The following is a 15,180-nucleotide window of genomic DNA, read 5'->3' on the forward strand; positions in this document are numbered from 1 at the left end:
GTTCCGTATGGTTTGTTCGGTCTTCGTGTATCGGTGTTGAGTTGTAAAATGTAGTATGTATTAAGTAAAAAGTATTAAGTATTAAGTAAAAAGTAGATGTGAGAATTGAGATTTTAGAGTCGTACAATGTATTATGTATTTAAATATTGAAAAAGGATCATAAAAATGTCATATGATTTGGAGGCGAGTGTCAAAAAGTTGAGGGGCATGATTAAGATTATTCATTTTTTTATTCATGAGTTATTATTGTTTTTAAATGAATTCATATACCCTTCGGGTACCTTGATGAAAAAACATTTGAGATTAAGAATTTGAAATTAAAAATTTGAAATTAAAAGGAGAAGCTCCTGTGGAGCTTAGGTACATTTATTCATTTTTTTTCTTGATAAAAAAAACATTTGAAATTAAAAGGAGAAGCTCCAGTGGAGCTTAGGTATAATGCTTACAAGTCGGTCAATAACTGCTATTCGCTAAATGCTTTAGAACATTCGCATATGAAATGCGAACATAAATCATTTTTAACGCTCCTTACGCCGAATTGACGCTCGACTTTTCAGCAATGACGGGTTTGAATTTGTTGTTAAAAGTGGATTTGAATATTGAAAAAGGATGAAGAAAACGGCATTAAATCTCTCACGTTAAGAAAATGGATGAATGGAGCGTTAAAAAGGTTTTAGCCCGTAGGGTTTGTAAAATCTTTAGTGAAATGAGAACATTTTTAGTAGAGAGGTTTACGGCCAAGAGTTTTTTGATTACTTTTTTACTCATTTCCCCGTAGGGCATATGAATACCGATAATTAAAATAGAAAAGTAATGAATAAAAAAGTGATAGAAAGTACTTTATGTTCATTTTTTCCTTGATGAAAAAACGAACCAAAAAAATCAAGACTGCGATTTTCGACGTTCAATTACCATTTTACGCACTAAAAATATTAAATGATTCGCTATCGCTCACTAATCTTTTTTACGCTTGTTTCAATGGATTGAAACTCGTCTGCAAATCGTAAGTCGACTCTAAAATCCGTTATAAAACGTGGATTTGAATGTTTAAATAGGAATTAAAAAAATCCGACGATTTAGGATCGAAATGCAATTCAACTCTAAATTATTGGAATAAAAAAAGTTGGAGTGTCTGAGTGGAGCGAGTTGCCAACTTTATGGAAATAATTTATTTAAAATACCTGAGCCATACCATGGCTCCTCCTTTTAATTTCAAATGTTTTTTGGATGAGCAAAAAATGAAAGTAATAGATTTCTCGATACTTCAAATTAACAACGAGTTGAGATTCTGAACATAATTACGTGAATAAGAGGATAATTAGTAGTTCTTTATTTATTACTTTTTATTCATGGGTTATTATTGTTTTCAAATGAATTCATATACCCTTTGGGGAAGTCTTGATCAAAAAGTAATCAAAAGTTATTCATATGGTTTATTATTATTTTATGGTATTCATGAATGCAAAGCATTACAAGTCTATGCTTACAAGTCGGTCAATAATGGCTATTCGCTAAATGCTTTAGAACATTCGCATATGAAATGCGAACATAAATCATTTTTAACGCTCACTACGCCGAATTGACGCTCGAATTTTCAGCAATGACGGTTTTTAATTCCTTATTAAAGGTGAATTTGAGTATTGAAAAAGGATGAGAAACCGTGATTAAAACTCTTACATTAAGAAAATGCTTGAGAGAGTATTAATAAGAATTTTTATTTTATGAAGTTTTATGATAAACTAATGTAGCAAAAATCATAGTTTTATCATAAATTTGCTCAACAAAAACAACTATAAAATGGCTGAAAAGATATGGTTATCATCTCCTCATATGGGAGGTAACGAACTAAAATACATTCACGAAGCATTCGATGCAAACTGGGTTGCACCATTAGGACCTAACGTAAATGGTTTTGAAGCAGATTTAGAAAATTTCTTAAATGCAGATGTAAAAGTTGCAGCATTATCTGCAGGAACAGCGGCAATTCATTTAGCATTAATAGAATGTGGGGTTTCACATGGTGATGAGGTAATCTGTCAATCGATGACATTCTCAGCAACAGCAAATCCAATTGCGTACCAAGGTGCAACGCCTGTTTTTGTAGATTCGGAAAAAGATACATGGAACCTTTGCCCAATTGCATTAGAAGAAGCAATTAAAGATAGAATTTCAAAAGGAAAAACACCAAAAGCAATTTTAGCAGTGCATTTGTACGGAATGCCATATAAAGTAGACGAAGTACATGCTGTTGCTGATAAATATAACATTCCTGTGATAGAAGATGCTGCAGAAGCTTTAGGTTCTACTTACAAAGGAAAAGCTTGTGGTACGTTTGGTCGTTTTGGAGGTTTGTCGTTTAATGGAAATAAAATTATTACAACTTCTGGTGGTGGAGCATTAGTTTGTCAAACACAAGAAGATAAAGATAAAGCAGTCTTTTTAGCAACGCAAGCACGTGATAACGCACCACATTATCAACATTCGCATATTGGGTACAATTACCGTATGAGTAATATTACAGCAGGTATCGGTCGTGGACAAATGGAAGTTTTAGCGGATAGAGTAGCAGCTCGTCGTGCAATGAATCAATTCTACCAAGAGTTGTTTGCGGATATTGATGGCGTAACTGTTTTTGTAGAACCAAGTTCTGATTATTTCTCTAACCATTGGTTATCTGCGATTTTAATAGATCCAAAAGTAGCAGGGAAAACACGCGAAGATTTACGTTTAGCTTTCTTAGAAGATGATATCGAATCTCGTCCATTATGGAAACCAATGCATATGCAACCTGTCTTTGCTGATGCACCTTATTATGGAGGAACGGTAGCAGAAGAATTATTTGAAAATGGTTTATGTTTACCTTCTGGTTCTAATTTAACTGATGTAGAACGCGAACGAATTACAGCTAAAGTAAAAGAAGTATTTGGAAAATAATTTTTAAAAATATAATATCAATCAAATCCTCTTAAGTTTTCTTAGGAGGATTTTTATTTATAAGAATTAGACGTTTTTAATAAAAGTACTCGAATAATTTGTTATAAGTTGATTATCGGTTAAATTTGTAATCAAATTGATCAGAAATTATGATTGACCAAATCAAACAATATATTGAAGAAGTAAAAAACTTCCATTCAACAAATGCTGCTGAAATTGAAGAATTCAGAATTAAATTTTTAGGAAAAAAAGGAATTTTAACGGACTTGTTTACACAGTTCAAATCTGTTCCGAATGAACAAAAAAAGGAATTTGGTCAAGTTGTGAATGAATTAAAAACATTGGCAACAGAAAAATCAACTGTTCTTAAAAATGAAATCTCAAACGAAGGAAAAACTGATTCTTCTTTAGATTTGACGCGTCCTGGAGAGCCTTTTACATTGGGTTCTCGTCATCCAATTAACATTACAAAAAATCGCATAATCGAGATTTTTAATCGCATTGGATTCAGCGTTTCTGAAGGGCCAGAAATCGAAGATGATTGGCACAATTTTACAGCGTTAAATTTGCCTGCACATCACCCTGCGAGAGACATGCAAGATACATTTTTCATCGAAACTAATCCAGATATTGTGTTGCGTACGCATACATCGTCTACGCAGATTCGTCATATGGAGAAAAATCAACCTCCCATGCGTTTCTTAGCGCCAGGTCGTGTTTACCGTAACGAAGCGATTTCGTCTCGTTCGCATATGATGTTCCACCAAATTGAAGGTTTGTATATCGACGAAGGTGTTTCGTTTGCAGATTTGAAACAAACTTTAAGTTATTTTACAACGGAGTTATTTGGTAAATCTGAAATTCGTTTACGTCCTTCATATTTCCCATTTACAGAGCCTTCTGCTGAGGTTGACGTATATTGGGGATTAGAAACTGAAACTGATTATCGTATGACAAAGGGTACAGGTTGGTTAGAAATTATGGGATGTGGTATGGTAGATCCTAACGTTTTGCGCAATGTAGATATCGATCCTGAGAAATATTCGGGTTATGCATTCGGAATGGGAATTGAGCGTATTGCGTTGTTGTTGTATCAGATTGGAGATATCCGTTTGTATACAGAAAATGATAAACGTTTCTTAGAGCAATTCCAATCAGAATTATTTTAAGATGAATAGAATATAAATAAAAAAAGGAACTCAATTTGAGTTCCTTTTTTTATTTACTACCTTTATGTAAACAAATGTTATTCATGAAAATACTCAATTCAAAACAGATAAAAGAATGGGATCAATTAACGATCAAACATCAAAATATATCCTCTTGGGATTTGATGGAGCGAGCTGTATTGAAATTGACTGAAAATATAGTGAATGATATTCCATCTAAAGAATTACCAATTATTATTTTTTGCGGAAAAGGAAATAATGGAGGAGATGGATTAGGAGTTGCAAGAGAATTGAAAAAATTAGGCTATAAAACATTGATTTATATAATGAAATCAGAGAATTATAGCGAAGATAATTTAAAGAATCAACAACTTTTGAGTTCTAATGATTTACATTTTTTTAATGTGAATGAAGAGTTACAACTTCCTGAAAATTCAGTTATTATCGATGCTATTTTCGGAATTGGAATTAATCAACCTTTGCATGATGATTGGAATTCAGTCTTCAATCAAATAGAAGAGTCAAATCCGACGCAAATTATCTCGATAGATTTGCCTTCTGGTTTTATTGCTGATTCTCCTATGCAAAAATATTTTCCGTGTTGTAAATCAAATAAAACATATACTTTTCAGGTTCCTAAATTAGGTTTATTATTTCCTGAAAATCAGATTTACACCGATGAATTTATTTTGTTAGATATTGGATTAGAACAAAATGTGAGTAATGAATTTGAGACAAATTATTATTTTATACAGAAAAATGATGTTCAGAAATTTCTAAAGAAACCAAGTCAATTTTCGCACAAAGGTACATTTGGTCATACGTTGATAATTGGTGGAAGTTTAGGAAAAATAGGTTCAATTATTTTAAGTGCAAAAGCAGCCTTGAAGACGGGTAGTGGTTTGGTAACGACTTATACTCCTCAATGTGGATTAAATATTTTGCAAACAAATTTGATAGAATCAATGAGTTTGACTGATGATTCAGAAAAACAAATTGAACATTTTCCTGAGATAAAAATTTATCAAGGAATTGCTGTTGGAATGGGAATGGGACAACAACCAACTACAGAAGCAAATTTTATCAATTGGATTAAGAATCAACAACAACCTTTGGTGATTGATGCTGATGCATTAAATTGTTTAGCTAATCAGAAAGATTGTTTTACGTTGATTCCACAAGATTCAGTTTTAACACCGCATCCAAAAGAGTTACAACGTTTAATTGGAGAATGGGAAAATGATTTTGAGAAATTAGAAAAAGTTAAAAAACTTGCTGTTTTTCATCAATTGACATTTATTATAAAAGGTTTTTATACTGCAGTTATTACATCCGAAGGTAAAATTTATTTCAATTCGACAGGAAATTGGGGAATGGCAACTGCTGGATCTGGAGATACGTTGAGTGGAATTATTGCGTCGCTAATTGGACAAGGTTATCATTCATCAGAAGCTTCAATTTTAGGTGTTTATTTACATGGATTGGCTGGAGATTTGGCTGTAAATAAAATTCATCCACATAGTTTAATTGCGTCAAATATTAGTGATTTTATCAGTGAAGCTTATTTTTATTTGGATTCGAATTTTTGAAAAAATAACAAAAAAACGGAACTCAATTTGAATTCCGTTTTTTGTTGAATATCTTTTCTAACTTGGTTTTGTCAATCTGTTGATTGTTGACTTCTACAAAATAATCTTGTTGCCAATTTTGAGTTTTCTCCGCTTGTTTATTTTCAGGTTTTACCCAATTCGGATAAACTCTAAAACCTCGTTTTCCTTCTTTTTTAATTGAGCTCAAAATATTCTTTTCAATTAAAATTGATTTCGGAAAAATATAAAAACCTAGTTTAGAATCATCTTCTGCAGCAATAATGTAATAATCAAAACCATCATTTTCGTCGAAAGGTTCGGTTTGTTTAGCTGTATTTCGTTTCCATAATGTTACAAATTGACCAACTTTTTTAGGCGTAATTTTCGATTTTCTAAATTTTATAGAAAACTCATTAACATTGAAATTATAACCTATATATTCGTCACATTCTGCATCTTTTTCAAGAGTTGAAATGGATAAATTCGAAGATTTTAGAACAAAATCTTCGAATTTTTGAATAATTTCAGTCATTTATTTCAATTGTTGATAAAAGTACAACTCATACGTTGGAAATAAATTTGGATAGAAAATTTTTCCTAAATCATTCAAAATAATATCTGGACGAAGGATTCCTTGTTCAAAATAATCATTCGAACCTTTTGCATTCATTCGTTTGTTGTAAGCGTAAACATTTCCTTTCTTAAACGCATCAAACCACGCATAATTTGGATAAGAAGCTTTCATTTCTGCCAACGTATTTACGTTTGTTACATTAATCCAATAATTTGCAGATTTTCCAGCTGTATAAACTTCTTCAAATGTTAAGCTCAAACTATTTTCACCTATTTTATTCTTGAAAATATAATTTCCTTTCGCATCGTCTATTAATTTTGCTTGCAACAAATCATTTGTCGGAACGTACCAAATATCGCCATACATTGTATTCACAATTGTTGAAATGTTGCCTTTGGCTTTGGTTTGAATGATATTTTTGATGGAGTCGTAATTATTTTTAACCGTCTCTACACGCTTTTCAGCTTCTGTATCTTTTCCGAATAATTTTCCGAAAACCTTCAGATATTCAACTTGTCCCAATGGGTTTTGCTCTTTGTATTCATCTAAATACAATACTTTTATTCCATTTTGTTCCAATTGTTGATGAAATTTTGCTAAAACAGGATTAGAACTTGCAATAATCAATTGAGGTTTATTTTTTAAGATAATTTCTGTGAATAGTTCGTTTGAATTTCCAACTTTCAAGATTGATTTATTTGCAATTCCTTCTGCTATTTTAGGATTGTAAATAAAATCTGCATCGCAAACTCCTTTGATTAAATCAAGACTTTCTAATTGATCTAAAAACGTCACAGCAGACGAAGTTTCTACCATCACAGTTTTGATTGGCAAGTCTTTTTTATCAAATGAAATCGTATTTCCAGAAGATTTTATCGTGATTGTTTCGTTGTTTTCTTCGATAGAAATATTTTTCGCAAACTGAAAAGTTGTATTTTCTTGTTCGGTTTTAACAGCTTCTTTCGACTGTTTACAACTACTAATGGCAAGAAGAATGAATGAACTTAGAATTAATTTTTTAATCATTTTGGATTGAATTTAGAGGAAGCAAGTTAAGAATTCTGCCAAAATCATAAAAAAATATTTTTGTAAGCGATTGATACGTTGTAAATTAAATTATTGTTAAAAATTTTTCTCGAAAAGCTTAGGTTTTTACGATAAAAGAGCTGTATATTTGCATTCGAAAATAAGGGAAAATACTTTCAATTATTTCAAACGGCCGAGTGGCGCAACTGAATAGCGCACTTGATTACGGCTCAAGAGGTTACAGGTTTGAATCCTGTCTCGGTCACATAAATGCTCAGCGGCAATCGTTGAGCTTTTTTTATGAATGTTAAATTCTATTGTTATCAATAAAAAAGTCCATCTACAAATTGTAAATGGACTTTTTGGATTTTTATTATTTCTTTCTGAAGTAAACTTCAATAGGAACTCCTTCAAAATTGAATTCCTTTCTCAATTGATTTTCGATAAATCGTTTGTAAGGATCTCTAATATATTGCGGCAAGTTACAGAAAAACGCAAATTGAGGCGTTTTTGTAGGTAACTGCGTTACATATTTGATTTTGATGTATTTTCCTTTTACTGCAGGTGGAGGTGTAATCTCGATAATCGGTAACAAGGTTTCGTTTAATTTACTTGTTTTGATACGACGACTACGGTTCTCGTAAACTTCGATAAATGTATCAACAGCTTTCAAGACACGTTGTTTTGTAAGAGCCGAGATAAACAACACAGGAACGTCTGTAAAAGGCGCAATACGTTTTAGAATAGCATCTTTGTATTCTTTCATCGTATTGGTTTCTTTCTCCAATAAATCCCATTTGTTGATTAAGATGACAACACCTTTTCGGTTACGTTCTGCTAAATAAAGAATATTCAAATCCTGTGCTTCAATTCCACGTTCTGCATCAATTACCAAGACACATACGTCACATTCTTCGATTGCACGAACCGAACGCATCACAGAATAAAATTCTAAATCTTCGCTAACTTTTCCTTTTTTACGCATTCCGGCAGTGTCTACCAAAACAAATTCGTGTCCAAATTTATTGTACAACGTTTCGATAGAATCACGTGTTGTTCCTGCGATATCCGTTACAATATTACGTTCTTCACCTAATAATGCATTGATTAATGTAGATTTTCCAGCATTTGGACGACCTACGATTGTAATTTTAGGTAAACCTTCGAATGGATCAATGTGTTGTTCTTCTTTAAAACAATCTACCACATCATCTAATAATTCACCTGTTCCACTTCCGCTCATTGCAGCGATAGTGTACATTTTTTCGAATCCTAAGTTATAAAACTCATAAGAATCTTCTAAATTTTTGTTGGTATCGACCTTATTCACAACTAAGAATGTAGGCTTCTTAGTGCGTCTTAAAAGGTTGCCAACTTCCTTATCCATATCCGTTAAACCAACTTGATTGTCTACCATGAACAAAATTACATTTGCTTCATCAATAGCCAATTCAACTTGCTTGCGGATCTCTTCTTCAAAGGTATCATCTGAACCAACGACATACCCTCCGGTATCGATTACGGTAAACTCTTTTCCATTCCAATCAGATTTTCCATAGTGACGGTCACGTGTAACACCAGAAGTGTCATCAACGATAGCTTGTCTTTTTTGGATCATTCTGTTGAAGAACGTAGATTTACCAACGTTTGGTCTTCCTACAATTGCAACTATATTTGACATTTTGCAAAGGTATAATTTTTAGAATTATTTTTTACATTAATTTTTTGATTGAGAAAGTATTGTAAATAAAAAAGGTTAGACAAACTCTAACCTTACTCCATTTTTATTTTACAACTTTAAGAAGTTCTTTTTCGGCAACCACTTTTCTAAGTCCAGAACTTGAGAAACGGTGGTCTCTTGAATTGTAATACAATTCGATTCCTTTTTCTTCACAATATTTACGTCCTGTGAAGTTTTTGTCTTGGTATTCAATACCTAAAATACGCACATCGATTTTGAAAGATCTCAAAACGTCTTCCAAATCTTCTTCTGTTGCATAAGGCACAATTTCGTCAACAAATTTGCAACCTTTTAACTGAATGTAGCGTTCTACAACAGTTTGTGTTGGTTTGTTTTTTTCTGGTCGATCTAATGTTGGATCTGTTTGTAAACCTACAATCAAATAATCGCAATGTTGTTTTGCGTCTTCTAGCATTTTGATATGTCCCGCATGAAGCAAATCAAAAGCACTAAATGTAATTCCGATTTTCATAGTCAATTAGTTTAGTCTTTTATAGTTAGTTTTTATTAATCTTCAGATGATCGGTTGTAATCATCTTCAATTCGAATGATGTCTTCCTCACCAAAATACGTACCATGTTGAACTTCGATAAAAATTAGAGTCTCATTACCTATGTTCTGAATACGATGTTTTGCTTTTAATGGAATAATAACGACTTCACCTGCTTTGTATTCATATTCTTTATCATCAAGTGTTACCATTGCAGTTCCTTGAACAATTGTCCAAACTTCTGCACGATGATTGTGGTATTGGTAAGACAAACGCCCGCCAACATTCACTTCTATTCTTTTTAATTTATATATATCGGTGTCCTCTAATACGTAGTACGAACCCCAAGGTCTATTTCCTATTTCCATGTTTTATGCAATTTACGGAATATTTAGATACAACTCTAAAATACTCGATGAATAAATTGTTATGTTCATTCAAAAAAAAAACCTCAAACACATGCTTGAGGTTTTATAAATGTGGTGGTGCCTCCAGGAATCGAACCAGGGACACAAGGATTTTCAGTCCTTTGCTCTACCAACTGAGCTAAGGCACCGTCATTTTGGATTGCAAATATAAGAAGGTTTGTTTTATATTTCCAAAATTATTTTTAAATATTTTCTATTAATTTTTTAAGGAATTGATTTTTATTCATTTATTTTTATAAAAATTACGAATTGGTAACAAATGGAATGGTCAATCACACTTTTGCACATCTGGAATTTTATCAAAGAATGGTATTGGGTTCCGCTTACCGTCCTTTATATAATGGTGATTGTTACTATTTTGATCGAAAATCGAAACCCTACTAAAACAATTGCATGGATACTGGTGATTGTTACTATTTTGATCGAAAATCGAAACCCTACTAAAACAATTGCATGGATACTGGTGATTGTTTTTCTACCGTTTATTGGAATAATCTTATATTTTTTCTTTGGACAGAAATTTAAAAAAGATGAATTTTTTAAACGTATAGATAAGAATCATCAAAAAATCATCAATGAAAAATGGGCTGAAATGGATCAATTTGTTCACGATGATTTAGATAAAGTAAATGCAAGAATTGGTTCTTTGTCACAGGTTTATCGTTATTTAAATAATGCAAGAGTTGCTTATCCTGCAACAAATAATAAAGTAAAGTTGTTGACAAATGGAGAAGAAAAATTTCCTCTTTTTTTGGAAGCTTTACGTGAAGCTAAAAATCATATTCATCTCGAATATTACATTTTTGATGAAGATCATATTGGAAATGAAATCATTGATATTCTGATTGAAAAAGCTAAAAATGGTGTAGAAGTTCGTGTAACTGCGGATGATTTTGGATCATCAAAACTGAATAAACATCACTCAAGATTTGATGGAACAGGTGTGGAGTTTCAAACATTTTTACCTGTTCGATTTTCTTCTTTAGCGAATTCTAATTACCGTAATCACCGTAAAATTTTGATTGTTGATGGTAAAAAAGCATTTTTAGGTGGAATTAACATTAGTGATAAATACATCAATCAAAATGGTGTAATAAGTCCAAATAATAAGATTTATTGGCGTGATACTTCTGTGATGATTGAAGGAGATTCTATCAATAGTTTGCAATTGCATTTTTACTTAAATTGGATGATGACGGAAGGCAAAAAGTATAATATTTCTGATTCAAATTATTTTTACAATTCTCAAAGTAAGATTTTTGAAGATGCTGCAACTGTTAGTTTCGGACTTTCTTCGCCTGGTAGTGATGTACATTCGGCAATGGAAGCGATGATTTTGGCAATTACTTTAGCGAAAAAGAAAGTGCAATTGTGTACACCATATTTTATACCAAGTGACGAATTTAAGACAGCGATGATGATTGCTGTTTCGAGCGGAGTAGAAGTGGAGTTGATTATCCCTAAAAAAGGCGATTCTATTGTAGTGCAACAAGCGTCATTATCATTCCTAAAACCTTTGATGAAGCGGGGTGTAAAAGTTTATTTATACGAAAAAGGATTTATTCACGCCAAAACAATAACGGTTGATGATAAATTGGCTTTTATTGGAACAGTGAATTTAGATTATCGTAGTTTTATGATTAATTTCGAGATTACTTCGGTGATTGAAAATGCAACGTTATTACAACAAATGAGTGCTCAATTTGATATAGATAAAGAGGATTCAGAATTATTAACTATTGAAAAATGGGAAAATAGACCTTGGTATAACCGTGCGTTTGCATCGATTTGTAGATTATTAGCACCGGTATTGTAAATATTTATTACATTCGATTTTAGATCAAGGTAATATGAAAAAGCTATCTTTGTTATCAATTGGAAAAATTGCTATAGGTGCAGTTCTAGCTTATGGTTTTCTAAATTTTATAGATCAACCAGATGTTATGATTGAATCTTTTAAAACTGGATTTTTAGAAGGAATCTTGGGAAAATAAAACAAAAACCTCTATTTCAATTAAAGTAGAGGTTTTTGTTTTATTATTGATTTTTAAAATCTTCAATTTCTTTTCGAATTTCTTCGTATCGTTTTCGTAAATCATCTGAAATATTATTCGGGATATCTTTAATTTTCTTCAATTGTAATGAAATAAAAATCGCAAATAATCCGGTAGAAATAACTGCTAATCCTAGCCATGCAACAGCTGTTAAACCTGCTAATTGTGGAGATGATAATAAAATAAGCGAAATAACTAATCCAACAATTGCCAAAAATAACGAAACACCCCAATCTCTTACACCATAATTTTTCAGGTCGAAAGCATAACTAATTCCAGAGATTGAGCGGAATAACACTAAGAACCCAACATAATAAGCAAAAACTTCTAAGCTTAAAATAGGATTAACAACTAACATAAATCCAACAATTGTGGTGATAATTCCATACGTTAATGTCCAGCCCCAACTGTCAATTTCATCTTTATTTGAGATCGAAAAAACAATTTCCGAAATTCCAGAGAATAAAAAAGATACAGCAAAAAATACTGAAAGTGCAACATACGATGCTGTTGGAAATGCGAATGTATAAATTCCAAGTCCAACGAATAATAATCCAATGATTAATAAAATCCACCAATATTTGACAGAATTTTTGATTGATTTGTAAAAAGTACGAGCCATTTTGAAAATTGATATTTTAAATTATGCTCTTAAATTTAAGAAATATTATAATTAAAAGCATTCTTTTTTGAGTAATTTATAATGAAATTAGATTTCTTAAAATTCAGGATTTATTTCATGCCAGAATAAAATTAAAATACCCTTAACTTTGAAGTTCGCTTAAAAATCAACGAAAATGAAGTATGGAATAGAGGCGGCTTCTATCTACGTTCCGCATATATATTTACCAATAAAAGATTTAGCAATTCAACGCAATATTGATCCTGATAAACTTGAAATTGGTTTGGGTTTAAAGAAAATGTCTGTTTTAGATGTTCATGAAGATACAGCAACTATCGCTGCGAATGCTTTGTTGAAATTAATCACAGATTTTGATATAAATCCAACTGAAATCGGACGAATTTATTTAGGAACAGAAAGCGCTTTAGATGGAGCAAAACCAACCGCAACTTATGCAGTACAATTGGTAGAATCTGTTTTGGCTAAACAATTTGGTGAACGACCTTTTAGACATACAGATGTTGTGGATATGACGTTTGCGTGCGTGGGTGGAGTAGATGCGATGCACAATTCTATTGATTATGTTCGTGTAAATCCAGCTAAAAAAGCAATTGTAATTGCAGCCGATTATGCAAAATATGGCTTAGAATCGACGGGAGAATATACGCAAGGTGCTGGTGCAGTAGCGATGTTAATCTCGAATCAACCAGATTTGATTGCGTTTGATAACAATTGGGGAATTGGAATGGAATCTGTTTTTGATTTCTTTAAACCACATCAATCAACTTCTGATGAAGCGATTTTGAATGCTTTAGGAACAACAAAATCTGAAATCGAAATCTTTTCTGATGAACCAATTTTCGAAGGGCAATATTCTAACGAATGTTATAAAAAAAGAGTTAGAGAAGCTTATTTCAACTTTAAAGATGAGGCTAAAATAGAAGGTAAATTGTACGAAAATTGGCGATATATTGCTTTTCACTTGCCTTATGCATTTCAAGGAAAAAGAATGTTTTCGGATGTTTTTGCGTTAGAAAATAATCAAGATAATTCGAATGATAATTTGAAAATTGTTTCAAAATCGGATGAATATAAAGCGTTAATCAAAGAAAAAGTAGAACCAACTCAACGTGCTTCTTCTGAGATCGGAAATATGTACACAGCTTCTGTTTTCACGGCATTTTTATCGGCTCTACAAGTAAGCGCAGATAGCAATGAAGAATTAAATGGAAAAACAGTTGGTTTTATTGCGTATGGTTCTGGATCTAAATCGAAAGTTTTTCAAGGACAAATTGGTGAAGGTTGGAAGAATGTGATGAATAAAATGGATTTGTTCACTTATTTAAATAAAAGAGAAGCAATTTCTTTTGAACAATACCAAGATCTACACAATAAAAATCTGAAAACATCTATTAATGATTCGAAAGGTTTTGCTTTAGATCGCATTGAAACTGAAATTCCAGATTTGAAAGGTGCAAGATATTATACTTACAAAGGATAAAAACATAAAAAAATCGCTCATTTGAGCGATTTTTTTTATACTATTTTCTGCTTCCATTTCCCTCGTTTAAAGAGAATAAATGCTAAAATTGCAATAAACGTTTCCGAAACAGGAATTGCTATAAAAACGCCTTCTTCCTTCAAATTGAAATGATACGTTAACATATACGCTAATGGAATTTGGAATAACCAAAATCCAACAAAATTGATAATCGTTGGCGTCATTGTATCGCCCGCGCCGTTAAAAGCATTCATCATTACCATTCCAATTCCGTATAATAAAAAACCAGTTGCCAAAATGTACATTCCTTCTTTTGCAACAATTTTGATATGTTCTTCTGTTGTAAAAATTGAAACTAAATAATTACTTAATCCATAGAATATAACACTTACAATCAACATGTAGATGATATTAAATTTCATGGTCATAAGGACTGATTTTTCTGCTTTTTCGGGATCTTTATTTCCTAAGTTTTGACCAACTAAAGTTGCCGCAGCATTACTCAATCCCCAAGCAGGTAACATAAAAAACATCATCAGTCGTAAAGCTGTTTGATAACCAGAAGACGCAATTTCTCCACCAGATTGAGCAACAATTCGCGCAAGAATAATCCAACTACAACTTGCAATAATATATTGTACAATAGCAGGAACTGCAATTTTTACAATATTGATAATTAGTTTAGATTTTGGAACGAAATAACTCCATTTGATTTGAATTAATGAATCTTTTTTCGTTAAACCATACAATTGATAAACCACACCACCACTTCTACCAATTGCAGTAGCTAAGGCTGCTCCTTCTAATCCCATTTCAGGAAAAAAGAACCATCCGCGAACAAGAATTGGACACAGAATAATATTTATTCCGTTAGCTAACCACAAACTTTTCATCGCAATTGCTGCATTTCCAGCTCCGCGAAAAATTCCGTTAATCAAGAATAATAATACAATTGACTCGTTGTGCATTTTGATTTAAAAATAATAAAGTTGTTCATTTGATTGAAAATCAGTAAATTGTTTTAACTACAAAACGATTTAGAATGAACAACT

The 15,180-nt window shown here is 31.9% G+C and carries 13 protein-coding genes, 2 tRNA genes and 1 pseudogene; 8 read left to right on the forward strand and 8 right to left on the reverse strand.

Features of this window, described 5'->3' with window-relative positions; translation table 11 throughout:
• The first annotated feature begins 1,370 nt into the window (after nt 1–1,370).
• The 4 genes from B3M86_RS05570 to B3M86_RS05585 all read left to right on the forward strand — a co-directional run bounded on the left by B3M86_RS05570 (nt 1,371) and on the right by B3M86_RS05585 (nt 5,692).
• Entirely contained in the window at nt 1,371–1,583 is a 213-nt protein-coding gene (locus B3M86_RS05570) for a hypothetical protein (RefSeq protein WP_291075944.1), read from the forward strand.
• Between the two features lie 214 nt (nt 1,584–1,797).
• A complete protein-coding gene (locus B3M86_RS05575; protein ID WP_291075946.1) occupies nt 1,798–2,934 on the forward strand; it encodes a DegT/DnrJ/EryC1/StrS family aminotransferase in 1,137 nt (378 codons plus the stop codon).
• Nucleotides 2,935–3,083: 149 nt separating this feature from the next.
• Nucleotides 3,084–4,103: a phenylalanine--tRNA ligase subunit alpha gene (gene pheS, locus B3M86_RS05580; RefSeq protein ID WP_219034641.1), complete on the forward strand. Its 1,020-nt coding sequence runs from the start codon at nt 3,084–3,086 to the stop codon at nt 4,101–4,103.
• An 83-nt stretch (nt 4,104–4,186) separates the two neighbouring features.
• Nucleotides 4,187–5,692 carry an NAD(P)H-hydrate dehydratase gene (locus B3M86_RS05585; RefSeq protein WP_291075948.1) on the forward strand — a complete coding sequence of 502 codons (1,506 nt, stop codon included), beginning with the start codon at nt 4,187–4,189 and terminating at the stop codon, nt 5,690–5,692.
• Between the two features lie 22 nt (nt 5,693–5,714).
• Here B3M86_RS05585 and B3M86_RS05590 read toward each other — a convergent pair whose 3' ends face one another.
• Complete coding sequence (locus tag B3M86_RS05590; protein WP_291065056.1) at nt 5,715–6,224, reverse strand: MepB family protein; 510 nt, start codon at nt 6,222–6,224, stop codon at nt 5,715–5,717.
• Entirely contained in the window at nt 6,225–7,292 is a 1,068-nt protein-coding gene (locus tag B3M86_RS05595) for an ABC transporter substrate-binding protein (protein WP_291075950.1), read from the reverse strand.
• A 191-nt stretch (nt 7,293–7,483) separates the two neighbouring features.
• Here B3M86_RS05595 and B3M86_RS05600 point away from each other — a divergent pair.
• A tRNA-Arg gene (locus tag B3M86_RS05600) sits at nt 7,484–7,557 on the forward strand.
• Between the two features lie 108 nt (nt 7,558–7,665).
• On the opposite strand, the gene der is transcribed toward B3M86_RS05600, so the two are convergent.
• The 4 genes from der to B3M86_RS05620 all read right to left on the reverse strand — a co-directional run bounded on the left by der (nt 7,666) and on the right by B3M86_RS05620 (nt 10,079).
• Nucleotides 7,666–8,973, reverse strand: a complete 1,308-nt coding sequence (gene der, locus B3M86_RS05605; protein ID WP_125349172.1) for a ribosome biogenesis GTPase Der — start codon at nt 8,971–8,973, stop codon at nt 7,666–7,668.
• A 103-nt stretch (nt 8,974–9,076) separates the two neighbouring features.
• Nucleotides 9,077–9,505 (reverse strand): adenylyltransferase/cytidyltransferase family protein, encoded by a 429-nt coding sequence (locus tag B3M86_RS05610; protein ID WP_180905607.1) that lies wholly within the window; start codon nt 9,503–9,505, stop codon nt 9,077–9,079.
• Between the two features lie 35 nt (nt 9,506–9,540).
• Nucleotides 9,541–9,891 (reverse strand): phosphomannose isomerase type II C-terminal cupin domain, encoded by a 351-nt coding sequence (locus B3M86_RS05615; RefSeq protein ID WP_038336510.1) that lies wholly within the window; start codon nt 9,889–9,891, stop codon nt 9,541–9,543.
• A 112-nt stretch (nt 9,892–10,003) separates the two neighbouring features.
• Nucleotides 10,004–10,079, reverse strand: a tRNA-Phe gene (locus tag B3M86_RS05620).
• Nucleotides 10,080–10,210: 131 nt separating this feature from the next.
• Here B3M86_RS05620 and cls point away from each other — a divergent pair.
• Nucleotides 10,211–11,767 (forward strand): cardiolipin synthase, encoded by a 1,557-nt coding sequence (gene cls / locus B3M86_RS05625; RefSeq protein WP_291075952.1) that lies wholly within the window; start codon nt 10,211–10,213, stop codon nt 11,765–11,767.
• A 34-nt stretch (nt 11,768–11,801) separates the two neighbouring features.
• Entirely contained in the window at nt 11,802–11,945 is a 144-nt protein-coding gene (locus tag B3M86_RS05630; protein ID WP_168801854.1) for a hypothetical protein, read from the forward strand.
• Between the two features lie 43 nt (nt 11,946–11,988).
• Here the strand turns inward: B3M86_RS05630 and B3M86_RS05635 are convergent, their stop codons facing one another.
• The gene (locus B3M86_RS05635; protein WP_291075954.1) at nt 11,989–12,627 is read right to left on the reverse strand and encodes an HdeD family acid-resistance protein; all 639 of its coding nucleotides are present in this window, start codon (nt 12,625–12,627) and stop codon (nt 11,989–11,991) included.
• A gap of 175 nt (nt 12,628–12,802) precedes the next feature.
• Between B3M86_RS05635 and B3M86_RS05640 the strand changes: the two genes are divergently transcribed.
• Nucleotides 12,803–14,128 (forward strand): hydroxymethylglutaryl-CoA synthase family protein, encoded by a 1,326-nt coding sequence (locus B3M86_RS05640; RefSeq protein ID WP_291075956.1) that lies wholly within the window; start codon nt 12,803–12,805, stop codon nt 14,126–14,128.
• Nucleotides 14,129–14,163: 35 nt separating this feature from the next.
• Here B3M86_RS05640 and B3M86_RS05645 read toward each other — a convergent pair.
• Nucleotides 14,164–15,084, reverse strand: a pseudogene (locus tag B3M86_RS05645) (MATE family efflux transporter); the annotation flags it as partial.
• Nucleotides 15,085–15,180: the final 96 nt, after the last annotated feature.

Origin of the sequence: Empedobacter sp. UBA6305, assembly GCF_002440405.1 — a bacterium.
Lineage (GTDB): Bacteria > Bacteroidota > Bacteroidia > Flavobacteriales > Weeksellaceae > Empedobacter > Empedobacter falsenii_B.